This window comes from Eubacterium sp. F2 (genome assembly GCF_046244355.1).
Lineage (GTDB): Bacteria > Bacillota > Clostridia > Peptostreptococcales > Anaerovoracaceae > Aminicella.
Map to the genome: position 1 here is coordinate 939,414 of NZ_CP176393.1, position 23,994 is coordinate 963,407.

Below are 23,994 nucleotides of genomic sequence, written 5' to 3' on the forward strand. Positions count from 1 at the left end.
CCTGAAAAAATAAGGTTTATGATGGCTTTTTGAAGTGCGTTTTTTCTCCGCAGAGACGGGGACGGAAGCGCACTTTTCATTTATGCGGAACAGGGAAGTTTTTCGGATGCCTCCCCCGGGCAGGCTGAAAGGGCGCTGCGGCAGCCCCGCACTGGCATGAGGATGACAATCGAAAATCAGTATGATAAAATATGAAGTTAGAGAATGCCGCTGAAGCGGCGGGCAGGAGTGAAGAACATGTTTGAAAAACTCGGTTCAGTCGTAGACAAGTACGATGATTTAACCAAGAAGGTTGCAGATCCGGATATTATTGCCAATCAGAGCGTATGGCAGAAATATATGAAAGAAATGGGCGAGATGGAGCCGATTGTCGAGAAGTATAAGGAGTATACCAAGGCAAAGGATGAGCTCGACTTCGCCAAGCAGATGCTGGAAGAAGAGTCCGACGAGGAAATGCGCGAAATGGCGAAGGAGGAGATCAGCGAGCAGGAAGATAACCTGGAGGAGCTGACGAAAGAACTGAAGATCCTCCTGATCCCGAAGGACCCTAATGATGACAAGAACGTAATCATGGAGATCAGAGGCGGTGCCGGCGGAGATGAGGCGGCGCTGTTTGCTGCGGATCTTCTGAGAATGTACACCCGTTACGCGGAGCGTCACGGATTCAAGACAGAGATCCTGAGCATGAACGAGATCGGAATCGGCGGTGTCAAGGAAGCCGATATGATGATCAAGGGCAAGGGCGCATATTCCCGCCTGAAGTTCGAGAGCGGTGTGCACAGAGTTCAGCGTGTCCCGGAGACAGAGACATCCGGAAGAATCCATACGTCAACGGCTACGGTTGCCGTACTTCCGGAAGTTGAGGACGTTGAGGTTCATATCGATCCAAACGATGTAAAGGTCGATGTCTACCGTGCATCCGGAAACGGCGGCCAGTGCGTAAATACAACGGACTCCGCAGTCAGAATGACGCATCTTCCGACAGGAATCGTTGTTACCTGCCAGGATGAGAAATCCCAGATCAAGAACCGTGAAAAGGCTATGAAAGTCCTGAAGGCCAGAGTCTACGATAAGATGCAGCAGGAGCAGAACGCCAAGATCGCATCAGAAAGAAGAGACCAGGTAGGAACCGGAGACCGCAGCGAGCGTATCCGCACCTATAACTATCCGCAGGGCCGTGTGTCCGACCACAGAATCGGCCTGACCCTCTATAAGCTGGATCAGATCATGGACGGTGATCTGGATGAGATCATCGACGCGCTGAACGCGGACTACCAGGCACGCAAGATGAACGAGTTTTAATCGGAGAAAGAAGGCAGAGGAAAATGAAAACCAGACTCCTCAAGGGAACAAGCGGGGACATTGACATTGCAGCTTCGATTATCAAGGAGGGAGGTCTTGTGGCCTTCCCGACGGAGACCGTTTACGGCCTCGGCGCTGATGCGCTGAACGCGGAAGCCGTGGAAAAAATCTACATCGCCAAGGGACGTCCGAACGACAATCCGACCATCGTCACCATCGCGGAACAGCAGGACATTTACGAACTCTGCCCGCATGTGACAGAAGACATGAAAAAGCTGATGGATGCCTTCTGGCCGGGTCCGATGACGATGATCGTGCCGGCTGCGGACATTATTCCGCCGGTAACGACCGCCAATCTGCCGACGGCAGGCATGCGCATGCCGGACAGCGATCTGACCAGAGAGCTGATCCGCCGCTCCAGGCCGCTGGCGGGACCGAGCGCCAACCTTTCCGGAAAACCGAGCCCGACAACCGCGCAGCATGTTATGGACGACATGGACGGCAGAATCGACGCCGTTCTGGACGGCGGCCCGTGCAGAGTCGGCATCGAGTCGACCATCATCGACATGTCCAGTGACGAACCGATGATTTTAAGGCCGGGCATGATCACCAGAGCCCAGTTCGAGGAAGTTCTCGGAAAGCGTGTTCTGCTGGATAAGACCCTGAATGTGAAACCAGATCCGGCACAGGGCGATTTCAAGCCGAAGGCGCCGGGACAGAAATACAAGCATTACGCGCCGAACGCGCCGATGATTCTGTTCCAGGGCGAACATGAAAAAGTCATGGCCGCCATTGAAGAAGAAAAGAAGAAGCATGAGCAGGCAGGTGAGAAAGTCTGTGTCATCGCTTTCTCGGAAAATCAGTCCGAGCTTGCCGCGCATGAGATTTACGCAAGGCTCAGAGAGGCTGATAAAGAAGATGTCGATATCATTCTGGCGACAGCCCTGCCGGAGCAGGGAGAAGGTTTTTCGGTCATGAACCGGATGCTGAAGTCGGCGGGATTTAATATTAAAGAAGTATAATTGCATTTTGATGAAAAAGGCAGGAGGAAGCAGTATGAAGATTGTTATCGCAAGTGACCATGCGGGCTTTGAACTGAAGCAGAAAGTAGCAGAACATCTGAAAGAAAGAGGCATTGAAGTAAAGGATCTTGGAACTTATACAGAGGAGTCCTGTGACTATCCGGTCTACGGCCATAAATGCGGAGAAGCGCTGATGGCGGGAGAAGGAGATCTCGGCATGGTATTCTGCGGCAGCGGAATCGGCATTTCCATGGCAGCAAACAAGGTAAAGGGCGTACGCTGCGCACTGGTACACTCCGTAGAAACGGCACACATGGCCAAGGAGCATAATAACGCCAACATCCTGGCAATGGGCGGAAGACTCACCGATCCTGACCTGGCCATCAAGATGACCGATGAGTGGCTGGACACGAAATTCGCCGGCGACAGCGAAGGCGGAGAGCGCCACGCAAGAAGAGTCAATGAGCTGAACGAGATGTAACAGAAGTACAGAAAGGAAAAAAGCAATGGGCAAGGTATATGTATTTGATCATCCGCTGATTCAGCACAAGGTTTCTCTTATGCGTATGAAGACCACAACGGTAAAGGAATTCCGTGAGCTGGCGACAGAAGTTGCCATGCTGATGGGATTTGAGGCCACCAGAGATCTTCCGCTGGAGGAAGTGGAAATCGAAACACCGATCTGCAAAACCAAGACGAAGATGCTGAAGGGCGAGGATGTAGCCATCGTTCCGATCCTGCGCGCCGGACTGGGCTTTGTTGACGGCATGCTTTCTCTGATTCCGAATGCGAAAGTCGGCCATGTCGGCCTTTACCGCGATCCGGAAACCCATCAGCCGGTTGAGTATTACTGCAAACTCCCGACCGACATCGAACACCGCAAGATTTTTGTCGTTGATCCGATGCTGGCAACTGGCGGCAGCGCATCTGCGGCGATTGATTTCATCAAGAAGCGCGGCGGAAAGGATATCACTTTCATGTGCCTGATCGCAGCGCCGGAAGGAATCGAGGCTCTGCAGAAGGCTCACCCGGACGTGGATATCTACATCGCAGCCAAAGACGACCATCTGAACGAGGATGCCTACATCGTTCCGGGACTGGGCGATGCCGGAGACCGTCTGTACGGCACCAAGTAGAGCAGCAGACGGCCGGAACTGTTACAATGTATATTATGCCGCCGCGGCCTTCCTGCCGGGGCGGCCTGATAATCTGAATGCGCGTATAACAGAGGCGCGGTTCAGACGCCGGGCAGGGCGTATATCTGCAAACAGAACAAAATGTCAACCTCGCGCCCATGAAGAATGGAGAAAAAGAAAAACGGGGACGCGGCGGTGGAAAGGAAATTTACCAATGATTCAGATTCCTGACAATATCAGTCAGTACGACAATGTTTTTGACGTACTGAAAGAGCGTGGCTTTATCGAGCAGGTCACCAATGAAGAGGCAGTAAGAGACCTCCTGGGAAAAGAAAAGATCAAGTTCTATATCGGATTTGACCCGACAGCGGACTGTCTGCATGTCGGACACTTCATGCAGATCATCATCCTGTCCTATATGCTGAAGTACGGCCATACACCAGTTGCACTTCTTGGCGGCGGCACAGGAATGATCGGCGATCCGTCCGGAAGAACAGACATGAGAAAGCTCATGGACACCGACACGATCGATCATAACTGCGAGCAGTTCAAGAAGCTGTTCGATAAGTTCCTCCCGTTCGATGACGAGGTACAGTATGTCGGAAACGAAGGCGTTTTCGTTCCGGGACATCTGACCAAGGAGCCGGAGAAAGGCAAGGCAATCAGCCTGAACAACGCCAAGTGGCTGCGCAACCTGAATTTCGTAGAGTTCATGCGTACCATCGGAAAAGACTTCAACGTCAATACCATGCTCCGCTCTGAGGCATTCAAGCTGAGAATGGAAAGAGAAAACGGTCTGTCTTTCTTCGAATTCGGCTACATGCTGATGCAGGCCTATGACTTCTTCGTTATGGCCAGAGACTTTGACCTGAAGATGGAGTTCGGCGGAAACGACCAGTGGTCCAACATTATCGCGGGCATCAATCTGACAAAGAAAGAAATCAACAAGGACGTATACGGAATGACATTTGCTCTGCTGACCAACAGCGAGGGAAAGAAGATGGGCAAGACCGGAAAAGGAGCGCTCTGGCTGTCTCCGGACCGTACATCCCCGTACGAGTTCTACCAGTACTGGAGAAACGTCGGCGATCTGGATGTCAATAAGTGCCTGCGCATGCTGACCTTCCTGCCGATGGATGAAATCGAGAGACTTTCTTCCCTGAAGGGTTCCGAGATCAATCGTGCCAAGGAAATCCTGGCTTATGAGGTTACCAAGATGGTTCACGGTGAACAGGCTGCTGAAGAAGCTCAGGAAGCAGCACGTTCCGCATTCGGCGGAGACGCAATGTCCGACAACCTTCCGAAGGCGGAGATGAAACGCTCCGAGTTTGAGGGCGAAGGAAAGGGAATTCTGACCCTCCTGAAAGAGATCGGCCTGGCTCCGAGCAACAGCGAGGCAAGAAGAAGTGTTGAGCAGGGCGGCGTTTCTGTAAACGGAGAGAAGGTTACTGACCCGAAGACCATGATCAGAGAAGACAGCTTCAAGGAAGACGGCACACTGATCCTGCGCAAGGGAAAGAAGAAAGTTGTTAAGGTTGTGCTGAAATAGCAGCTTTGAATAATATAATGTATGACAATTTAAGGTCAGGGGACTGTGATTTTACAGTCCCTTTTTCATTGCCTGTTCATCAGACGGTAACGAGGTTTCCGGGTACACATCCGACGCTCTTTCAGCGTCGCGGAAGGGCGAGGTCCTTATCATTGAATCCGCTACAGAGCTGAAAAGGGAAGATAATTTCTTATTTCGGAAAGAATTACGGTTAATTTAGAAGATTTTCAAGCGCTTTTAGCAGAAACAATAACAGCAAGAGTACAGAATATAGGGAAGGTATTAAGGAATATTGTGTCCGCTGAAAATATTTATGCTGAAAATGAGAAAATAATGAAGATATATGCCGCGAAATTTGTGCGAAATTTACACTGCTGCAGGAGTCTCAGAAATGTTGTGGGATGAGTACGAAAAAATGTGTCGCTTTCTTGAAATTTACATGATTTTCGTGGCTCAGTATTGTAAATGGAGTTCAATTGTGAGAGAATTTAATAAATGATTTATCTATCAAAAGAAAACGTTTGTCACAGACGAGATTACTGTGGAGATAAGGGTATGGTATTTCCGTATGTGCGGATACAGTATATCTGTAGGTCTGGATCTGCAGTCTGGAAATGCGGGACCGGAAAGGGAAAATAAGCATGAGCAGCAGAGTATGGGGGAAAAAAGCACGGAACAGGCAGGCGATTATGGATGCGGCGAAGTCGCTGTTTGAGAAAGAAGGCCTGCAGAGAGCAACGTTCAATGATATTGCAGAAGAAGCCGGAATGTCACGTACGACAATTTTCAATCATTTTCCGACAATTAATGATCTGCTGCTGGCGCTGGCGGATGAAGAATATCAGAATCTGGAAGACTACTATGAAACGTCCAGACTGGAAGGACGTGAGCTGATTATGAGTCTGATGAACCGGATGATTGATGATGCATGCAAATATCCGGTTCTGACCACCAAACTGATCACCACCATCCTGGTAACCGAAAATGAAAAGGAAATGTATAAAGGCCTTCTGAAGATGCTGGAAGATAATATGGATCCGGAACTCAGCACTGAAGAGAAACACAATCTCTGCACCATGCTGATCGGAGATTTCCTGGGCCTTCTGATGTCCTATTTCCTCAGAGATTACGATTTTGATGCAAACCACATGAAGCGCCGGTTCGCAATTCTGGCCTCAAAGGTGTTTTAATTCGGACGGACAGTGATGCTCACTGAAAGAACCGGAATTATCATGTGCAGCGTGTGCCGGCACTCTGGAATACAGAGCGGTGCGCGCTGTATTTATTGTCTGCCCGTTAAACGACAACAAGGTTCCCGGGCACCCACCCGACGCTTCAGCGTCGTGGAAGGGTGGGGTTCTTATTATGGTCTGCTTATCTGCTTTACAGCAGTTAACGGCAGCCGCCGTACCAGTGCGTGTCCGGTGCGTCTGCACCGCAGAAGTGTGGTATACTTAATATCTACCGGTCGTCCGCTCTGCGGCCGCCCGGAGAAGGAGTAACCGAGGTTAGGGAAAGGGAGATGCAAAAACGATGCCGGGATTAACGTCTGAGCAGGTCCGGGAAAGGATCAGACACGGAAAAGTAAATACACCGGTGGAAACGTCCACACATTCCGTGAAGAAAATCGTTCTAGAAAACGTGCTGACGTATTTCAATTTTATTTTTGTGGTCCTCGCGGTCATGCTGATTATGGTCGGGTCATTTAAGGACCTGTCTTTTATGCTGATTGTCATTGCAAACACGGTGATCGGCATTCTGCAGGAGATCCGGTCCAAGAATATCCTTGACAATCTGCGTTTTGACAAGATGCCGAAGGTGACGGCAGTCCGGGACGGGAAAAATATAGAGCTGCGCGCGGAAGAACTGGTGCTGGACGATGTGATTATGCTGAGTTCCGGTATGCAGATTCCCGCGGACGCCAGGGTGCTGGAAGGCACGCTTTCTGTCAATGAATCCCTGCTCACTGGAGAATCCGATGAGATCGAGAAGAAACACGGCGATTCCCTGATGTCGGGAAGTTTCGTGGTTTCCGGAGAAGCTCTGGTGCAGCTGGTTGCGGTCGGGGAAGACTCCTATCTGTCAAAACTGACGATGGAAGCGACACGGCAGGAGAAGAACGATTCCCGTTCTGACATGGTGAAGTCTCTGGACCGGCTGGTTCTGATCATCGGAATTCTGATCATCCCGGTCGGGGGTATTCTTTTCTATCAGCAGTATATCGTACAGCATCAGGCATTCAGCGCCAGTGTGATTTCCATGGTGGCAGCGGTTCTGGGCATGGTTCCGGAGGGGCTGTATATGATGGCGAGCGTGGCACTGGTTGTCAGCGCTCTCAGGTTGGCGCAGAAGGACGTTCTGGTACAGAACATGCGCTGCATAGAGACATTGGCAAGGGTCGACGTTCTCTGCGTGGATAAGACCGGCACGATCACGGAAAATCAAATGAAAGTCAGTGATTTTCAGCTTCTCAGAGACGATGTGACCGAGGAGGAAGCCGAGGCGCTGATGGGCGATCTTGCTGTCGGAATGAATCCGGACAACATTACGATGTCTGCAATTAAGGAAAAATTCACCATCAATTCCGGAAGAAAACCGGATCATATTTGCGGTTTTTCTTCAAAGTACAAGTACAGCGGAGTGACCTATAAAGAGGGAAGCCTGGTTCTGGGCGCGCCGGAGTTTGTCCTGACAGAAGAGCAGTACGCGCCGGTGAAGAACCGTGTGGACGAGGGCGGAAAAACGGGCGCCCGTGTGCTCGTGTTCGGTGTGACTCCGGAAACTCCAAAAGGACAGACGCTGCACCATGTTCACCCGATCGCGCTCGTCATGCTGCAGAATCCGATCCGCCAGGGTGCGCCGGAAACCTTCCGCTGCTTTGAAGAGCACGGTGTATCGGTGAAGGTCATCTCCGGTGATAACCCGGTGACCGTGTCAGAGGTCGCGAAGGAAGCGAAAATTGCCGGTGCAGAGAATTATGTCGATGCCCGGGAGCTGAGAGACGAACGTGACGTTGCGGATATTGTGGAGGATACCGTCGTATTCGGCCGTGTGACACCGGACCAGAAGCGCCAGATCGTGCAGCAGCTTCAGAAAAAAGGGCATAAAGTCGCAATGACCGGAGACGGTGTCAATGATATCCTTGCGCTCCGCGACGCAGATACATCGATTGCGATGGCATCCGGAAGCGAAGCGGCCTCCCATGCGGCGCAGCTTGTTCTGATGGATTCCGATTTTTCGAGGATGCCGGAAGTCGTGGCAGAGGGGCGTCGCGTTGTCAATAATATCATCAAGACAGCGAGCCTGTACCTGACCAAAAATATATTCTCGTTTTTCCTGGCGATGTTCTCTGTGGTCAGTGTATTTCAGTATCCACTTCAGCCGTCGCAGATTACCCTGATCAGCATGTTCACCATCGGTATTCCGTCATTCGTTCTGTCCCTGGAGCCGAATAATAAGGAAATACGGGGCAGTTTCCTGGGAAATACCTTCAAGATGGCAACCCCGGCCGGAATAACCATATTCATCAGTGTCAGCGGGCTGCTGGTTTTCGGTCAGGTTATGGAAATCAGTCAGGCAAGCATTTCCACCGCTTCGGCAGGACTGGTAGCCCTGGGAGAATTCCTGATTCTGGCCCGCGTCGCGCGCCCGATGAACACCCTGCACGCCGGAATGATCGGCATCATGGTAATCGGATTTTTCTCCATGATTCTGCTGCATCACGAACTGTTCGGCATCAGCCCGATGAACCTGAAATGCGCGGCATTGATGGTCGTATTCCTGCTGGCGACCGAGTGCATGTTCCGCTATTTCTACAAGCTGACCACTCTTCTGGGGCTCCTTCTGACAAAAAAGGGACGCGCAAGAGCAAAACAGTATCTGTCACGGAAAGTCGACAGCTGCAAACGCTTAAAAGAACAGCACAGAGCCAATGGCGGCAGCTGGAAGGATTTCTTTAAATAATGGGCCAGGAGATCCGGACTGAAGAAAAGAATTAATAAAAATTCAATATTTCTTATGAATATTTGGTTGCAAAACCGAACATCTGATTCTATAATGAAGTATCCGTTGTCTCTGACGGCGGATATATTTTTTTCTGTACAAAAGAACGGAGAGTTTGAGAATGAGTGAAGAGAACAAGCAGAAGAAGACGGCCGCCCGGCCATCCAAGAAGGCACCGCGCAAGCCGCGTTTCCGTGAAGCGGCAGTGTCTTTCCTCGGCCTGGTTATCGTGATGTCCATCGGCATTGCGAAGTTCCACGTCGATCCGCACGTTCCGATGTTTCTGGGTGTGATTATCGCCGCGCTGATGACCATGCGTCTGGGCTATCGCTGGACCGCCATCGAGCAGATGATGATTGCGGGAATCGATAAAGCCATGCAGTCGATCCTGATTCTGGCCATTGTCGGCATGATGATCGGTGTCTGGCTCCTTTCCGGAACGATCCCTACGATGATTTATTACGGACTGAAGCTGCTGTCGCCGAAGATCTTCCTGGTTGCCGCCCTGCTGGTCTGCTCGATCACATCGCTGGCCACCGGAACTTCATGGGGAACCATGGGCACCATGGGACTGGCACTGATCGGAATCGGAAAAGGCCTCGGCATGCCGGTGGGACCGACAGCAGGCGCGATTATTTCCGGAGCCTATTTCGGCGATAAAATGTCCCCGCTTTCGGATACGACCAACCTGGCGCCGGCCATGGCGGGCACCGATGTCTTCACCCACGTAAAATATATGATCAAGTCGACGGTGCTCGCCTATGCGGTATCGATTGTATTCTTTGGAATTTACGGATATACGCATGCAACGGGCGGTTCTGTGGATATGTCCAAGGTCGACCAGCTGATGAACGGCATCACGGCAACCTTCAATGTATCGCCGCTCCTGCTGATTCCGCCGCTGGTGGTTATTCTGTCTATTGCACTGCATGTTCCGGCGCTTCCGGGAATTACTCTGGGCATGCTGACCGCAGCAGTCATGGCGCCGTTCTTCCAGGGCCATCTGCCGATCTATAATTCCGACCTGGTCTTCCAGCATGTGGGCGTCACTTTCGGCGACATCATGAACGCCGCAAAGGATGGATTCGTCTGCAAGACCAAAGTGCCAGCGCTGAACGACCTGCTGTCCACCGGCGGTCTGATGAATATGTCCTCTTCGATTCTGATGACGATCATTGCGATGATGTTCGGAGGAATCATGGAGAGCAGCGGCCAGCTGGAGGTTGTCATCAATCAGATCACCCGTTTTGTAAAGAGTGCGGTTGGCCTGATTGCGGCTACAGAAGTAACCTGCGTAATTTCCAATATCGTCATGCCGGAACAGTATATTTCCATTCTGGTTCCGGGAAGAATGTTTGCGCCGGCATATCGTAAAATGGGTCTGCATCCGAAGTGCCTGTCCAATGCGCTGGAGTCTGCGGGAACAGTAAGCTCCCCGCTGGTTCCGTGGAATACCTGCGGAATGTTTATCGCCACGACACTGGGCGTGACGACGGGCGTCTACTTTAAATATGCGATCTTCAATCTCACCATGCCGTTTACGACGATCCTGCTGGCGGCTCTGGGAATCGCGGTAACAAAGATGACACCGGAAGAACAGAAACTGGCAGACGAGGGAAAGCTCGTTTAGGCGTTCTGCGCATATCTGTGCCGATCTGAAATGCATTTATAAGAAACAGAAAAGCCGGAGGCCCTGTGCGTGACCTGAAGGAGATGCGCGTTTCAGGGCGTCGGCCTCTTGGAGAAAGCAATCCGTTTTCCGCAGGCCTGCTGATGGGCGGCTGCGGAAAATATTTCCGGATAATCCGGGGAAACGGATTGCTTTTTCTTTTGTCATCAAGTATAATGTATCGGTGCGCAAGCACAATTCCGCGGGCAGGATGGAAAACGTCCGGAGCTTAGCGGGCTAATTCATATTAGTGATGCCGACCAGGATGCCTTATCGTCTTATGGACGTGTGCGCATAAAGCCATCCAGGAGGACATCTCAGTAGGCAGAACCGAAAACGTTGAGATTCACTCAATCCAGTAGGTAGAAAGGATCAGACAAATGAAATCATTCATTGCGAAGCCGGAAACGGTTGAACGTAAGTGGTACGTTGTCGATGCTGAGGGACAGACACTCGGAAGACTTGCTTCCCAGGTTGCTGCTGTTCTCAGAGGAAAGAACAAGCCGACTTACACACCGCACGTTGACTGCGGAGACAATGTAATCGTGATCAACGCGGAGAAGATCGCTGTTACAGGTAAGAAGCTGCATGATAAGATCTATGTCACATATTCCGGATTCCCAGGCGGAAAGAAAGAGGCTACTCTTCAGGAAATGCTGGACAAGAAACCGGAAGAGGTTATCAAGCACGCTGTTAAGGGAATGCTCCCGAACGGCCGCCTCGGAAGACAGATGTTCAAGAAGCTGCACGTATATGCCGGAGCTGAGCACAAGCATGAGGCTCAGAAGCCGGAAGAGCTGAAGTTTTAGGGAAAGGGAGGACATAGAGAATGGCTAACGTTCAGTATTACGGCACAGGCCGCAGAAAATCTTCAGTTGCCAGAGTCAGACTGCTCCCTGGAACTGGAAAAGTAATCGTAAATAAGAAGGATCTGGGCGACTACTTCCCGACAGAGCTGCTGAAGCAGGAAGCGGTAAGACCGTTTGCTGTTGCAGGATGCGAGGGGAAGTATGATGTTATCGCGCTGGTAAACGGCGGCGGATTCACAGGCCAGGCAGGAGCAGTAAGACTGGGTATCTCCAGAGCACTGGTTCAGGCAGACGCTGATGCTTACAAGGCTCAGCTGAAGGCTGCAGGATTCCTGACAAGAGATCCGAGAATGAAAGAGAGAAAGAAGTACGGACTCAAGAAAGCGAGAAAGGCTTCCCAGTTCTCCAAGCGTTAATTGCACGCATATACAGCAATGGTATAAAGAATTTTCGACAACAACCAGAGAAGCTTCCGGCACGATGTCCGGGAGCTTTTTTGTTTGCTGACATCATCCCGGGTCTGCTGAAAATTGACTTATAGACAGAATCGGGTAAAATATGTAGAGTAGCTGTATTATGCAATGAACTGGAGGCGGACATGGAAACGATCTGGGACGGATGCAGATTTGATTCTGCGCACAGTGTTCTGCTGATGATCGATATGGAAAAGGCATTTGTGGAACCGGGCGCGGCGCTGTGCATAGCGGGTGCCAAGGCTTCTGTGCCTTCCTGCATGCGTTCAGTGGAGTGGGCGCGGGCCTGCGGCATCCCGGTAATCTGGGTCAAGCGCATTTACGCAGCCGACGGGAGCGACATGGAGCCTCCGAGGAGAGAAGTTCTGGAAAAGGCCGGCTTCCGCCATGTTCTGGCACCGGATTCAACAGGTCTGAACAGCATCGAAGAGCCGGAAGGGCTGGTGCGGGATCCGCAGGAGCAGGTCCTGATCAAACCGAGATACAGCGCCTTTTTCCAGACGGGGCTCCATGAACAGCTGCAGAAAGCGGGGATCGATACCGTGCTGCTCGCCGGAACGACGACGCCGAACTGCATCCGCAGCAGCTGCTACGATGCCATGTCTTATAATTACCGCACAGTAATTCTGGAGAAAAGCTGCTCGTCAAGAAGTGAAGCGGTGCAGCGCGCAAATATGGAAGATATGGAGGCTGCGGGAGCAGTGATCTGCAGAGGAGAGGCGCCGCTGCCGCCGGTAAGAGCCTGATCAGCGGGTGATTCCGGCAGAAGAAAAAGCGCGGGCAGAGGAGCATAAAATAGAAAATTAGCAGAAGCGATTAAGGAGGAATAGAGATGAAGAAGAAAATATTAGCGGTTGTACTGATCGCAGGACTTATTTTTATGTACGGATGCGGAAGCTCCGGCGGAAACAGCAAGAGTTCATCGAAGAGCGGAAGGTCTTCCAAGCAGACCGAATCGACACAGAAGAAGTCAGATAATAATTCTTCGTCTTCTTCTGCAAAGAACGGAACGGGAAGCAGCAGTTCAGACAACAGCGCATCTGCGTCCAGCTCTGAGCAGAGCGGAGAAAATGATCCGGGAGATGCGGGAAACAATGACCCGACCAAAGAAACCGCGCAGAATAACACCGTTCAGCAGATGAAGCAGAAGTATATCGGAAGCTGGGAGGAGAAAGGCCTTCTGATGAGCGACGGAAGCATCGACGATTCAGACGGAAGCTCCGGCACACTGACTGTCAAGAGCGATGGAACCTACACCATGTCCCTGACCGATTCCAACGGAAAGACGACAGAGACCAGCGGAAACTGGAGCATCAACAGCGATAAGAAACTGGTTGTCGGCTCTTACACCATGGGCATCGATGACAACGGATACCTGCTCAGAGACAGCGGGCAGCGCGACGGCAAGGGTTTCCATCTGTACTACGCATTTAAGAGCAACTAGAAGAGGAGAAAGCAGTGAGAGATACAATAACCATCCATACTGCCGATATACAGGGCGCGATTTTTGATGTGGACGGCACCCTGCTGGATTCCATGCCTGCCTGGCATGATGCGGGCGCACGTTTCCTGAAGACACTGGGGATCGAGGCCGAACCCAATCTTGGTGATATTCTGTTCGCCGAGACCACATCGAGCGGCGCGGACTATATGATCCGGCGTTACCATCTTCAGATGACAAAGGATGAAGTGGCTGAGGGGATCATCGCGCAGATGGATGCCTTCTACCGTGATGAAGTCCAGCAGAAGCCGGGGGCGGTCTCTCTTTTGAAAACACTGAAAGAGGCTGGTATTCCGTCGGTTGTCGTAACTTCTACGGAAGGCAGCTGCATTGAAGAGGCTTTTAACCGTCTGGATCTGCACCAGTATTTCCGCTGTGTCTTCAGTGCGCAGGATCTTCACACCACCAAGAAAGAGCGGCAGATCTGGGATATGGCATCTGATGTTCTTCAGGCGCCTGCAGAAAAGACCTGGGTATTTGAAGACGGGCTGTATGCGATTGAAGCAGCCGGAAATCTGGGCTACCGCACGGCTGGACTGTATGACCGAATCAGTGAAGCGGATCAGAAAGAAATCCGTGAGAAGGCGGATCTTTATCTCCGCGATCTCCGTGATCTTAAGATCCGCTAAGGTGATTTTCAGGAAAAGAAAGGAACTGTAATGAGCATGCATAATAAAATTCTGATCGTTGACGACGATCCAAACATCCGCGAGGTCCTTCACGTTCTGCTGCGAAGTGAAGGCTATGAGGTTACAGAAGCCGAGAATGGAGAAATGGCGCTGGACTGCGTCTTTCACAAGGGAACTTACGATATCGTCATTCTGGACATCATGATGCCGGATATGGACGGCATTGAAGTCTGCCACCGGATCCGAGAAAAATCCAATGTCCCTGTTCTTTTCCTGACGGCCAAGTCGCAAGACAGAGACAAGGTAGAGGCTTACACGATGGGCGGAGACGATTTCCTCGTCAAGCCGTTCTCACAGACGGAGCTTCTGATGAAAGTAAAGTCCCTGATCCGCCGCAGGAGCGAGTATGATCAGCCGAAGTCCGCGGAAAACAACGGCCAGGAAGCCCTTGCCGAGAATGTTTTTGTCGATGTAAGGACGCGTTCGGTAAGAAAGAACGACAGCCGGATCAATCTGACGGATAAGGAGTTCGATATTCTCCGCTACTTCATGGAGCATAAGGGCGAGGTCGTCAAGAATAAGGACTTGTATGAGAATGTGTGGGGTGAACCCTACATGTCTTCGGCGGGAAACACCATTATGGTGCATATTCTGAATCTCAGAAAGAAGCTGGAGGATGATGTCCGCAAGCCGAAGATTATAAAGACTGTATGGGGGAAGGGTTATCGCATTGAATAAGGAAAAACAATCACTTCGTTCACTGATAAGAGCGCGCTGCTCAGAGCACCGGGTGTTTATTTCGCTGAATGTCAAACTGATGACGACGATTTTGATTGCGGCGCTGCTGACCATGGGGACCCTGCTGCTGCTTAATGTTTTTGAGACTACGATAGGAGATCAGTTCTTCCTCAGTAAAACGGTCAAGACGCATTTTGTCAATGACCGCTATCGGGATCTGCACCGGTATATAAAGAACAATAATGTCCGCGCAAAGGATGCCGGCTCGCTGAAAAAATGGGCGGTAAATGAATGGAATACCGCGATTCTGGTCTATAACAGCAAAGGAAATGTGTATTCCAGCGGATGGGCAGTAGATTCTAAAGGTACGATCCTTGATGCCGGTACTGCGTCGGGGTCTAAAAATTCTTCTTCCGGTCAGATCGGCCAGCAGGAAAGCAGCAATCAGCCGCAGGTGAAAGATCACAATCTGAAGATCAACACGAGTGATTTTAAAGAGGATCTGTACAACCGGAGAGTGCGCTTTGAAGATGGCACGTATTATGTTTATATCAATGTGTACCCGGAACGCGCGTGGCACAGGATCATGAGCATTCTGGAGATTATCCTCGCCGGTCTGGTATTTTTTGTCGTCGTGCTGAAATATAATAAGTATGTGATGCGCAGGGTGATCAACCTGTCGGATGATGTCAGCCGGATTGCGGAGGGTGATCTTCATCATAAGGTCGGCATGGAACAGAACGATGAGCTGGGCATGCTTTCGGTCAATGTGGACCGCATGCGTGCGTCCATTCTGGAAAAGATGGAGAATGAGCAGGCGGCGCAGAAGGCGAATATGGAACTGATTACGTCCATGTCGCACGATATCCGGACGCCGCTGACCTCACTGATCGGCTATCTGGATATTATTGAGGGAAAGAAGTATAATTCTCTGGAGGAGGTTCGTCAGTATATTGATTCCTGCAGGGACAAGGCTTTCCAGCTGAAAGATCTGTCGGACAAGCTGTTCCAGTATTTCCTGGTTTTCCGTGATGATCAGGACGATCTGGAAATGGAAGTCCTGGATGCAGGTATTCTCTTCCAGCAGATGCTGGGCGAGCATGTCTCAGAACTGCAGAGCTACGGATATAACGTGAACCTGCAGTACAATATTCCGGAACACGTTATGACGGAGACGGATGTGTCCTGTGTTCACCGTATTTTTGATAACCTGTTCTCGAATATGATGAAGTACGCCAGTGAGAAGTTCCCGATTGAAGTCAAGGGCAGTCTGATCCAGCATAAGGTCAAGCTGGTGTTCCAGAATCATATCCGTGAAGAGGCGAAGAAGGTGGAGAGCACCAAGATCGGTGTCAAGACCTGTCAGCGTCTGGTGCAGGATCTGCACGGTTCCTTCCATGTCATGGAAGAAGAGAAGATCTATACCACCGAAATCTTATTCCCGGTTATTCCGCCGTCGCAGCAGGCCGCCGCAGCCAAGGAAGCAGAGCAGAAAGAGCTTGTAGAGCGTGTGGAGGCTGTGCAGGAGGCGCAGGAAAAAGAGGAGCAAGAGGAGATAAAAGAGAATGGACAAGAAAGTAATTCCAGAGAAGAAGGAGATTCCCAGAATCACGGGGACGCTGAGGGCAAAGTCTTTAAAGATCCCGGAAGTGATTTATAAAGCTCCGGGAATGGTTGTTCTGGGACGCAGAATCAAGTCGGTTGTGTTTACGACGGATGTGGCGATCATCAGAAACTGCAATGCAGATGCGGTTCTGGCAGTATATCCGTTTACCCCGCAGCAGGTGATCAGCGAGGCCATTATCAATGCGGCTTCCATCCCGGTGTTCTGCGGCGTCGGCGGCGGTGTGACCAACGGATACCGCTCCGCGATGATTTCCATGGATGCGGAGGCGCAGGGCGCGTATGGCGTCGTGGTTAATGTGCCGATGAGCAACACCAACGTGACGCTGATTTCCAAGGTCATCGATATCCCGATCATTGCAACGGTCATCAGTGCAGAATCGGACATCCAGGCGCGTCTAGATGCCGGCGCCAGCATTCTCAATGTTTCTGCGGGAAAGAATACGGCTGCGACCGTTCGTAAAATCAGGGAAAAATTCCCGAAAGTACCGATTATCGCAACAGGCGGATCTACGGACGAATCGATCTGGGAGACGATTGAGGCTGGCGCCAACAGCATCAGCTGGACACCGCCGTCAAGCGCGAAAATTTTCGGCGGCATTATGGATTCTTACCGGAACGGCGACATCGAGAAGCTGAAGAAGCCGGAAGCGGGAGATGCGGCAGAGATCCTGAAGATTGTGGCCGGAAAAGTCGACATTAAGTAAAATGAAAATTTCTGTTGACAATTATGTATGAAAGTAGTAAACTCCTGAGTTTGACAGTTTTAAAAATGTAAAAAGTGCCGTAACCACTGAAAATTCAATGGTTATGGCACTTCTTTGTTCTGGCTGATTTGTAGTATTTTAGCTACCTTTTTGTGGCTTTTAAAATATTTTTCATTCTTTTGTTTGATATGAATTCGGCATCCGTACGAAAACCGCATGCTGCATGGAGCGCATCGGTTACATGGTTTCTGGTGTAGCGGGGAATATATCCCAGTCCTTCAACTCTGCGGTACTTCATCTCTTTCATCGTGCTGATCAGCTTGCGGACGCTGATATCTTCTCCCAGCTTTGTCTCAAGTACTCGATATACCAGCAGTGCGATAAAGCAGGTCAGAAAGTGTGCTTTGATGCGTTCTTCCCGTCTCAGATAAACAGGACGCGAATGGAATTCAGATTTCATGATGCGGAAGGATTCCTCAATTTCCCAGCGGCGCTTGTTGATCCGGAGAATCGTCTCAATATCATCTTCCAGTGTTGTGCAGACCGCATAGAATCCATCGTAGCATTCTTCTTCTGCAATCTTTTCGCTGTTTAGTGTTTTCACCTTCTTTTCGGCCAGGACTCCGTCCATGGTCATTTGCTGTTCTTCTATGAAACGCTTTGGGTCATGCGGATTCCGGGTTTCTCCCTTAGAACCTTTATCAATAATCTTAAGCGCTCTGTCAATCTGTTTTGAACGGATTGAGCGCTGATATTGTTTGTATTTCGGCGAATAGGAGACGATCAGTCTCTGCTCTATTTCATTCTCGTTAATCCATCGTTCTTTAAAGAACACGTCATTGAGATGCTTTTCCTCATCCAACGTATCCAGAGAGTATTCTTTATCGTCGTTCAGCTTTCTCCAGCCAGATGGATCCAATGCCCATTCCTTCAGGTAAGTCTTCATACGCTTCAATGACTGTGTCACAACATAGGAACGTTGGTTGCGATTGTTGAAACGGCGGTTTGCCTGAGAAGCAAGTCCGGCATCCGTACAGACGATGAACTTGGAAAGGTTGAAATCGGTCAGTATCTGTTTTTCAAGAGGAACCAGGGAAGGCTGTTCGTTATGATTTCCCGGGAACACACTGAGTGCTAACGGCAGACCGTTTCCGTCCATGAACAGTCCCATCTGTACGATTGGATTTGGTCGGTTTTCCTTACTTTTACCATATTGGCAGATTCCGTTTGCTTCCTCCATTTCGAAGAAAAAGTTCGTGCAGTCATAGTAAAGAACGGACGTGTCATGCATCTTCTGATTACCGTTGTACAGGGATGCCTGGATGAAGGACGACTCTTTCTGAAGGATATCCAACGCGCGATAGATATCATGAAGTTCATACGTTGGGGTTTCCAGAAGCCCTCGGGCATATTCCAGAGAGGAACGTTTGGAGCCGGGGTCCAGGATCCTTGCATAGACCAAGTTGCGAAGGATCTCTCCAAGGTCAGACTGGAAACGATATTTCTTTTGGATTCGCTGGCAGGTCTTGTCGATTCCAAGGTCATAGAACACTTTCTGAAGGAACAGATATCCACCGTCAAACGTAGTTCTCTGGCCAGACTGCAGCTGCTTTTTCTCTGAAAAGAGGATAGGAACTTCAAGGGTGCCCTCTTTTTCCTGTTCCGTGTATTTTCTGGCTTCTTCCTTGGCCCAGGCAATAACTTTGTCCCTGGAATAATCGTGTTCCGGAAGACGCTCCTGCATTGTGCCAAGTTTCACAACGATCCTGGTTGTAGACTTTCCATCGGGTTTGCGAAAAGACTTGATAATATACAGCTGCTCTGCATTTTTAGATTTCACGATATTGAGTCGCATGATAGTCCTCCAGATATTTAAATTCCAACGATTGATCAAGTTATACCTGTCCTTATTATACCATAAAATACTACAAAATACTACATAAAATTAAATAAAGTTTGACAAAAAAAGAAAGCCATTGCAAGGCTTATAGCGATTTTTGAAGTTTGAAACTGTCAAACTACCGTGTTCTGGGATATTTTTAAATAAATTTTATAAATCGGATTGACAAATAGAGAATAAAGGAGTATTATAATTGAGTCGCGTGAGACAAGGCGGCAGGAAAGAAATATGTTTATGCGCTATTAGCTCAGCTGGGAGAGCACCTGACTCTTAATCAGGGTGTCCAGGGTTCGATCCCCTGATAGCGCACTGACCTGAGAACCGTCCGATTTAATCGGGCGGTTTTTTCGTGTATGTTTTTTTATGTGGAGATGAAAAGTGAAGAATGCTGCGCAGCCGGGAAGGGCTCGCAGCTGCGGCAGGACCGCTTGTAAAGGCGCCGGAGCGCTTTCTGCTGAAGGGCTGCGAGGTTCTCTGATGTCCGGGAAGGCGTATAAAAATCCGCCGCGGAAACCGGCTGCTGTCTGATGCAGCATGGCGTTTCCCGCGGCGGGAGTAAAGGGAAGGGAGGATTTCGATATTATTACTTCCAGAACATCAGCTTCTCCAGGAAACTCTTCTTTTCCGGAGCGGCTGGCTGTGGCTTCTTCTCAGAAGCGCCGGATTCCTCTTTTAAGGCCGGTTCAGCTTTCGCGGCGGCATTATCCGAAACATGCTCTTTGCGCGGCGCAGAAGGCTGTTTTGGCTTTCCTCCAGGGAGATATCCGGTCTTGACGGCCAGCTCCATCTGCGCATCCTGCGCGTTGAGGCCGCGGTTTTCTGAGCGGCTGCTCATCATGGATGTCAGCCAGTCCGGAACACTGCCTGCTTCTGTCTCTGCGGAAGTTTCTACATTCTGTCCTTCCGCTTTTGCTGCTGTGTCGGCAGCTGCCACAGAGTCGGCCTCCTCTTTTCTGTTTGAGGCTTCTGTATTGCGGATCCACTGGTATCTGCCATTCGTCTGCAGGCGGCGGGCTTTCATATTGTCTGCCCACATCAGAGCAGTCAGATGATGGATCTTGGCCTGTACTTCTGCAGAATAGATCGGACATCCGACCTCGACACGGCGTTCGGTGTTTCTGGTCATGAAATCTGCGGACGCGATGTACATCTTCTCATCTTCATCCCTGCCGAAGATATAGATTCTGGAATGCTCCAGATAGCGGCCGACGATGCTGCGGATTTCCACATTCTCTGTTTCGTCTTTCAGGCCCGGAACGAGGCAGGTGATTCCGCGGATGACCATTTTTACCGTTACGCCTGCCCGGGAGGCATCGCGGAGTTTCTTGATGATGTCTTTATCCGTAAACGAATTCATCTTGAAGAACATGAATCCGTCTTTTCCTTTTTCAATCTCACGGTCCATCAGGGACAGCACCGTGCTCTTCAGACTTACCGGGGAGACAATCAGGGACCTGTAGTTTCCTTTCAGGTTTCCGATTCCCATGTTCTGGAAGAACTGCAGGGCATCTTTACCGATGTACTGGCTGCAGGTCATCAGGCAGAGGTCCGTGTACAGTTTTGATGTTTTCTCGTTATAGTTTCCGCTTCCAACCTGTGTGTAGGTCCGGATATTCTTTCCTTCTTTTCTGGTGATCAGGCACAGCTTGGAGTGAACTTTGTAGTTCGGTGTTCCGTAGATGATGTTGCATCCTGCCTTCTCAAACTCTTCCGACCAGTCGATGTTATTCTGCTCATCGAATCTGGCGCGGAGTTCGATCAGGACCGTGACTTTCTTTCCGTTTTCTGCAGCGCGGCAGAGAGCGTGAACCAGACGGCTCTTGCGTGCGAGGCGGTAGATGGTGATGGAAATCGATACGACATCATCGTCCATGGACGCCTCGTCGAGGAGGTCCAGGAAAGGATCCATGCTTTCGTATGGATAAGAGAGCAGCAGATCGTGCTCCTGAATCTGGCGGAACATGGAAACACCCGGCTGGATCATATTCGGAATGCGCTGCTGATAAGGCGGATAGAGCAGTTTTGCGGTCTGCTCCTCATTCAGCTTATCTCCGAGCGGGTAGGCAAAATCAAGCTTCAAGGGGGCCGAGGAATAGAAGACCTGGTCTTCGTTCAGCCCGATCTTTTCGATCAGGAACTTTCTCGCATCCAGAGAAATCTCATTGGACAGTTCTATGCGTAGAGGAGACAGATGACGGCGGTCACGCAGCATCTTCTTCATCAGATTACGGAAGTCGCTGGACAGCTCCAGGTCTTCATCCTCTGCGTGAATGTCCGCGTTTCTGGTAATGCAGAATTTTGTCTTCTCCAGAACTTCGTAAGTCGAGAAGGCGACGTCCGCAAATTCGAACAGAATATCACTGGTGGAGATGAAGCGGATGCCGTTTCCCGGAAGATAGAGAACATCCGGAATAACGGATGGCAGAGAGAGAATGGCCGGAATCGGCTTTTTGGTGCCGTTTTTCAGAAGAACACCGATAGCGATCGTCTTATTCTGCAGCTGCGGGAAGGGATGAAGTTTATCGATGATCTGAGGAGACAGAAGCGGCATGATTTCATGGCTGAAATAGTTCTCCGCATATTCCTGTTCGGAAGGAGTAAGTTCATCATATTTCAGATAATAGATGTCCTGCGTCCTTAATTCGCCGACCAGGCGGTTGAAGAGTTCGTCCCGCTTCTTATACAGGCGCCGCGCCTCCGTGTAGATGGCGTCCAGCTGTTCCTGCGGAGTCATTCCCGTCTTATTGTCACTGCCGTCCGCGCCCAGAGGGAGCATATCGATCAGGCTTCCAACCCTGACCATGAAAAATTCATCCAGATTCGTGGTAAAAATGGTCAGGAAACGCAGCCGCTCCAGCAGAGGAACAGTTGGATCCACAGCCTCATCCATGACCCTCTCATCGAATTTCAGCCAGGAAAGTTCACGGTTCTGCATATACACGTTTTTACTCTTTTTCATATTTAAGTTCTCCCTCCGTAATATGATGACTTAATCCATAAATCCCGCAAATGTTGAGTCTTTCCCGCTTTCATACAGCTGAGAAAGAAGGTAGCCCTCGCGGACACCGTTTCTGACGGTCAGCGCGCGCTGACAGCCAAAATAATCACTGATGCAGCGGATAGCGATGGCACCCGGAATCAGTGTGTGAATCCGCTCTGGATTGATCTTTAAAATGTCGTGCTGGCATTTTTCCGGATTCTGCAGATAATACTGCTCCCATTCCTGAAGATATTTTGTATTGTAGAAATCGTGGCCGCTGTTCTCCGGGAAGGCGGCGCAGATCAGTTTCTGCAGCGCTCTGGCGGTGCCTCCTTCGCAGCAGAGCAGGTCAGCGTCCCATTTCTCTGGGAACTTCGTGTTTTTCAGCTGCTTGTTCACGTATTTGCGGATCTGCTTCATTTCCGCAGCCGTCGGCAGGATGCTGTCGACAAAGCGTTCATACAGATTCAGTGAACCGATCGGAATGGACAGGGATGTTTTGATTTTATGATTCTTAAAGAATACGAACTCGGTACTGCCGCCGCCCAGGTTGATCTGCATGCCGCTGCTGACTTCTTTTCCTTTATGAGCCTGTTCGATTTCGCTCAGCAGTCCGTAGAATCCGCAGTTTGCTTCTTCCTCGCCGCTCAGCACCCGGATCTTAAATCCAGATGCCGTTTCTGTTCTGCGCAGAACTTCTTCTGTGTTGGTGATGTTTCGGAAGGATGCTGTTGCAAATACGTAAACCTTCTCCAGATGGATGCTTTCAATGATTTCCCGCAGTTCACAGAGCGTGTCGCAGGCACACTGAATACCCTCGCCGCTCATCTTTCCTTTCTTTGTCACATAACCAGCGAGAGAAGCCGTGTATTTCTTGTTCATGATTCTGGAAATCTGGCAGCCATGCTCCGTATTTTCCACATGATAGAGTACCAGACGAATGGTGTTGGATCCGATATCAATTATTCCGTACATATAGATAATATTCTCCTTTTCGTTAGTCCATTTTAGTAAAGATTTTATCGTTCATCTATCAAGCTTATGTAAAATTTTTGATATAACGATATCATTTCCGACAGCCCATGTCCCCTTGCGCGTGGACCTTTTGCCGGCAAAAGACAGCCACAAGGGGAATATGGTATGATAAAACCCGGAAACTTAAGAAAAAGATAAGAATATATTCAAAAATATCTCCGTACAGGAGCGATATACTTGATCATGCAGGAGGGAGAGAGATGACAGGAAATATTCTGGTCTGCGACGATGATAAGGAGATCGCAAGAGCGATTGAAATCTATCTGTCGCATGAAGGCTATACGATTTACAAGGCATATGACGGAATTCAGGCGCTGGAAGCCGTGAGAGAGCACGATATTCATCTGATCATCATGGACATCATGATGCCGAAAATGGACGGCATTCAGGCGACGATGAAGATCAGAGAGCGGAAAAACATCCCGATTATCATGCTGTCGGCCAAATCGGAGGACTACGACAAGATTAACGGACTGAATATCGGCGCAGATGATTATATTACCAAGCCGTTCAATCCGATGGAACTGGTGGCGCGTGTGAATTCGCAGATCCGCCGGTACAGAGATCTGGGAAGTATGAATAAAAAGAACTCCGCGTCGCTTCTGCGTACAGGAGGACTGGTCATCGACGATCAAGCCAAGCAGGTTTTTGTGGACGGGAAAGCAGTGGAGCTCACGCCGAAAGAATACGGCATTCTGAGGCTGCTTACGGCACACGCGGGACAGGTGTTCTCGATGGAGCAGATCTATGAGGCGGTCTGGAAGGAACATGCCTGCAGTGTAGAGAATACAGTTGCCGTGCACATCCGTCATATTCGGGAAAAGATCGAGATTAATCCGAGATCGCCGCGCTACTTGAAGGTGGTCTGGGGTCTGGGCTATAAAGTAGAGAAAATTGAGTAGATGGATAGGAATCAGAA

Annotated in this window: 20 protein-coding genes and 1 tRNA gene; 18 read left to right on the top strand and 3 right to left on the bottom strand. The window is 50.1% G+C overall.

Annotated features, from left to right (window positions below; genetic code table 11):
• Window positions 1-237: 237 nt before the first annotated feature.
• The 16 genes from prfA (at window position 238) to ACI77B_RS03950 (ending at window position 17,160) form a co-directional block, all read left to right on the top strand.
• On the top strand, window positions 238-1,302 hold the full coding sequence (gene prfA / locus ACI77B_RS03875; RefSeq protein WP_409337459.1) for a peptide chain release factor 1: 1,065 nt from the start codon (window positions 238-240) through the stop codon (window positions 1,300-1,302).
• 23 nt (window positions 1,303-1,325) lie between these two features.
• Window positions 1,326-2,324, top strand: a complete 999-nt coding sequence (locus ACI77B_RS03880; protein ID WP_409337460.1) for an L-threonylcarbamoyladenylate synthase — start codon at window positions 1,326-1,328, stop codon at window positions 2,322-2,324.
• Window positions 2,325-2,358: 34 nt separating this feature from the next.
• Complete coding sequence (gene rpiB / locus ACI77B_RS03885; protein ID WP_409337461.1) at window positions 2,359-2,805, top strand: ribose 5-phosphate isomerase B; 447 nt, start codon at window positions 2,359-2,361, stop codon at window positions 2,803-2,805.
• 25 nt (window positions 2,806-2,830) lie between these two features.
• The gene (gene upp / locus ACI77B_RS03890) at window positions 2,831-3,460 is read left to right on the top strand and encodes a uracil phosphoribosyltransferase (protein WP_178263003.1); all 630 of its coding nucleotides are present in this window, start codon (window positions 2,831-2,833) and stop codon (window positions 3,458-3,460) included.
• Between the two features lie 214 nt (window positions 3,461-3,674).
• Window positions 3,675-5,009: a tyrosine--tRNA ligase gene (gene tyrS, locus ACI77B_RS03895; protein WP_409337462.1), complete on the top strand. Its 1,335-nt coding sequence runs from the start codon at window positions 3,675-3,677 to the stop codon at window positions 5,007-5,009.
• Between the two features lie 641 nt (window positions 5,010-5,650).
• A complete protein-coding gene (locus tag ACI77B_RS03900) occupies window positions 5,651-6,199 on the top strand; it encodes a TetR/AcrR family transcriptional regulator (RefSeq protein ID WP_409337463.1) in 549 nt (182 codons plus the stop codon).
• A gap of 343 nt (window positions 6,200-6,542) precedes the next feature.
• Entirely contained in the window at window positions 6,543-8,972 is a 2,430-nt protein-coding gene (locus ACI77B_RS03905) for an HAD-IC family P-type ATPase (RefSeq protein ID WP_409337464.1), read from the top strand.
• 160 nt (window positions 8,973-9,132) lie between these two features.
• Entirely contained in the window at window positions 9,133-10,641 is a 1,509-nt protein-coding gene (gene nhaC, locus ACI77B_RS03910; RefSeq protein ID WP_409337465.1) for a Na+/H+ antiporter NhaC, read from the top strand.
• A gap of 419 nt (window positions 10,642-11,060) precedes the next feature.
• Window positions 11,061-11,489, top strand: a complete 429-nt coding sequence (gene rplM, locus ACI77B_RS03915) for a 50S ribosomal protein L13 (RefSeq protein ID WP_409337466.1) — start codon at window positions 11,061-11,063, stop codon at window positions 11,487-11,489.
• A gap of 20 nt (window positions 11,490-11,509) precedes the next feature.
• The gene (gene rpsI, locus ACI77B_RS03920) at window positions 11,510-11,905 is read left to right on the top strand and encodes a 30S ribosomal protein S9 (RefSeq protein WP_409337467.1); all 396 of its coding nucleotides are present in this window, start codon (window positions 11,510-11,512) and stop codon (window positions 11,903-11,905) included.
• A 182-nt stretch (window positions 11,906-12,087) separates the two neighbouring features.
• Window positions 12,088-12,708, top strand: coding sequence for a cysteine hydrolase family protein (locus ACI77B_RS03925; protein ID WP_409337468.1), 621 nt, complete (start codon window positions 12,088-12,090; stop codon window positions 12,706-12,708).
• Window positions 12,709-12,794: 86 nt separating this feature from the next.
• Entirely contained in the window at window positions 12,795-13,406 is a 612-nt protein-coding gene (locus ACI77B_RS03930) for a hypothetical protein (protein ID WP_409337469.1), read from the top strand.
• A gap of 14 nt (window positions 13,407-13,420) precedes the next feature.
• Window positions 13,421-14,092: an HAD family hydrolase gene (locus tag ACI77B_RS03935; RefSeq protein ID WP_409337470.1), complete on the top strand. Its 672-nt coding sequence runs from the start codon at window positions 13,421-13,423 to the stop codon at window positions 14,090-14,092.
• Window positions 14,093-14,128: 36 nt separating this feature from the next.
• A complete protein-coding gene (locus ACI77B_RS03940; RefSeq protein ID WP_409337471.1) occupies window positions 14,129-14,830 on the top strand; it encodes a response regulator transcription factor in 702 nt (233 codons plus the stop codon).
• On the top strand, window positions 14,823-16,490 hold the full coding sequence (locus ACI77B_RS03945) for a histidine kinase dimerization/phospho-acceptor domain-containing protein (RefSeq protein ID WP_409337472.1): 1,668 nt from the start codon (window positions 14,823-14,825) through the stop codon (window positions 16,488-16,490). The genes ACI77B_RS03940 and ACI77B_RS03945 overlap by 8 nt, the downstream gene beginning before the upstream one ends.
• Window positions 16,396-17,160, top strand: a complete 765-nt coding sequence (locus ACI77B_RS03950) for a hydrolase (protein ID WP_409337473.1) — start codon at window positions 16,396-16,398, stop codon at window positions 17,158-17,160. Before ACI77B_RS03945 ends, ACI77B_RS03950 begins: the two co-directional genes overlap by 95 nt.
• A gap of 142 nt (window positions 17,161-17,302) precedes the next feature.
• Here ACI77B_RS03950 and ACI77B_RS03955 read toward each other — a convergent pair whose 3' ends face one another.
• Window positions 17,303-19,015, bottom strand: a complete 1,713-nt coding sequence (locus ACI77B_RS03955; RefSeq protein WP_409337474.1) for an IS1634 family transposase — start codon at window positions 19,013-19,015, stop codon at window positions 17,303-17,305.
• A 281-nt stretch (window positions 19,016-19,296) separates the two neighbouring features.
• On the opposite strand from ACI77B_RS03955, the gene ACI77B_RS03960 reads away from it, so the two are divergent.
• A tRNA-Lys gene (locus ACI77B_RS03960) sits at window positions 19,297-19,369 on the top strand.
• Between the two features lie 274 nt (window positions 19,370-19,643).
• On the opposite strand, the gene ppk1 is transcribed toward ACI77B_RS03960, so the two are convergent.
• Window positions 19,644-22,019, bottom strand: a complete 2,376-nt coding sequence (gene ppk1, locus ACI77B_RS03965; RefSeq protein WP_409337475.1) for a polyphosphate kinase 1 — start codon at window positions 22,017-22,019, stop codon at window positions 19,644-19,646.
• Window positions 22,020-22,049: 30 nt separating this feature from the next.
• On the bottom strand, window positions 22,050-23,015 hold the full coding sequence (locus ACI77B_RS03970) for a hypothetical protein (protein WP_409337476.1): 966 nt from the start codon (window positions 23,013-23,015) through the stop codon (window positions 22,050-22,052).
• A gap of 260 nt (window positions 23,016-23,275) precedes the next feature.
• On the opposite strand from ACI77B_RS03970, the gene ACI77B_RS03975 reads away from it, so the two are divergent.
• Window positions 23,276-23,977, top strand: coding sequence for a response regulator transcription factor (locus ACI77B_RS03975; protein WP_409337477.1), 702 nt, complete (start codon window positions 23,276-23,278; stop codon window positions 23,975-23,977).
• Window positions 23,978-23,994 lie beyond the last annotated feature (17 nt).

What these genes read in the sequence shown, in the direction of transcription:
- ACI77B_RS03925 (WP_409337468.1), top strand. Translation starts at nt 12,088, where the DNA reads ATGGAAACGATCTGGGACGGATGCAGATTTGATTCTGCGCACAGTGTT.
- ACI77B_RS03975 (WP_409337477.1), top strand. Translation starts at nt 23,276, where the DNA reads ATGACAGGAAATATTCTGGTCTGCGACGATGATAAGGAGATCGCAAGA.
- ppk1 (WP_409337475.1), bottom strand. Translation starts at nt 22,019, where the DNA reads ATGAAAAAGAGTAAAAACGTGTATATGCAGAACCGTGAACTTTCCTGG.
- prfA (WP_409337459.1), top strand. Translation starts at nt 238, where the DNA reads ATGTTTGAAAAACTCGGTTCAGTCGTAGACAAGTACGATGATTTAACC.
- ACI77B_RS03970 (WP_409337476.1), bottom strand. Translation starts at nt 23,015, where the DNA reads ATGTACGGAATAATTGATATCGGATCCAACACCATTCGTCTGGTACTC.
- ACI77B_RS03950 (WP_409337473.1), top strand. Translation starts at nt 16,396, where the DNA reads ATGGACAAGAAAGTAATTCCAGAGAAGAAGGAGATTCCCAGAATCACG.
- ACI77B_RS03940 (WP_409337471.1), top strand. Translation starts at nt 14,129, where the DNA reads ATGCATAATAAAATTCTGATCGTTGACGACGATCCAAACATCCGCGAG.
- ACI77B_RS03955 (WP_409337474.1), bottom strand. Translation starts at nt 19,015, where the DNA reads ATGCGACTCAATATCGTGAAATCTAAAAATGCAGAGCAGCTGTATATT.
- rplM (WP_409337466.1), top strand. Translation starts at nt 11,061, where the DNA reads ATGAAATCATTCATTGCGAAGCCGGAAACGGTTGAACGTAAGTGGTAC.
- nhaC (WP_409337465.1), top strand. Translation starts at nt 9,133, where the DNA reads ATGAGTGAAGAGAACAAGCAGAAGAAGACGGCCGCCCGGCCATCCAAG.
- tyrS (WP_409337462.1), top strand. Translation starts at nt 3,675, where the DNA reads ATGATTCAGATTCCTGACAATATCAGTCAGTACGACAATGTTTTTGAC.
- ACI77B_RS03930 (WP_409337469.1), top strand. Translation starts at nt 12,795, where the DNA reads ATGAAGAAGAAAATATTAGCGGTTGTACTGATCGCAGGACTTATTTTT.
- upp (WP_178263003.1), top strand. Translation starts at nt 2,831, where the DNA reads ATGGGCAAGGTATATGTATTTGATCATCCGCTGATTCAGCACAAGGTT.
- ACI77B_RS03905 (WP_409337464.1), top strand. Translation starts at nt 6,543, where the DNA reads ATGCCGGGATTAACGTCTGAGCAGGTCCGGGAAAGGATCAGACACGGA.
- rpiB (WP_409337461.1), top strand. Translation starts at nt 2,359, where the DNA reads ATGAAGATTGTTATCGCAAGTGACCATGCGGGCTTTGAACTGAAGCAG.
- ACI77B_RS03880 (WP_409337460.1), top strand. Translation starts at nt 1,326, where the DNA reads ATGAAAACCAGACTCCTCAAGGGAACAAGCGGGGACATTGACATTGCA.
- ACI77B_RS03900 (WP_409337463.1), top strand. Translation starts at nt 5,651, where the DNA reads ATGAGCAGCAGAGTATGGGGGAAAAAAGCACGGAACAGGCAGGCGATT.
- rpsI (WP_409337467.1), top strand. Translation starts at nt 11,510, where the DNA reads ATGGCTAACGTTCAGTATTACGGCACAGGCCGCAGAAAATCTTCAGTT.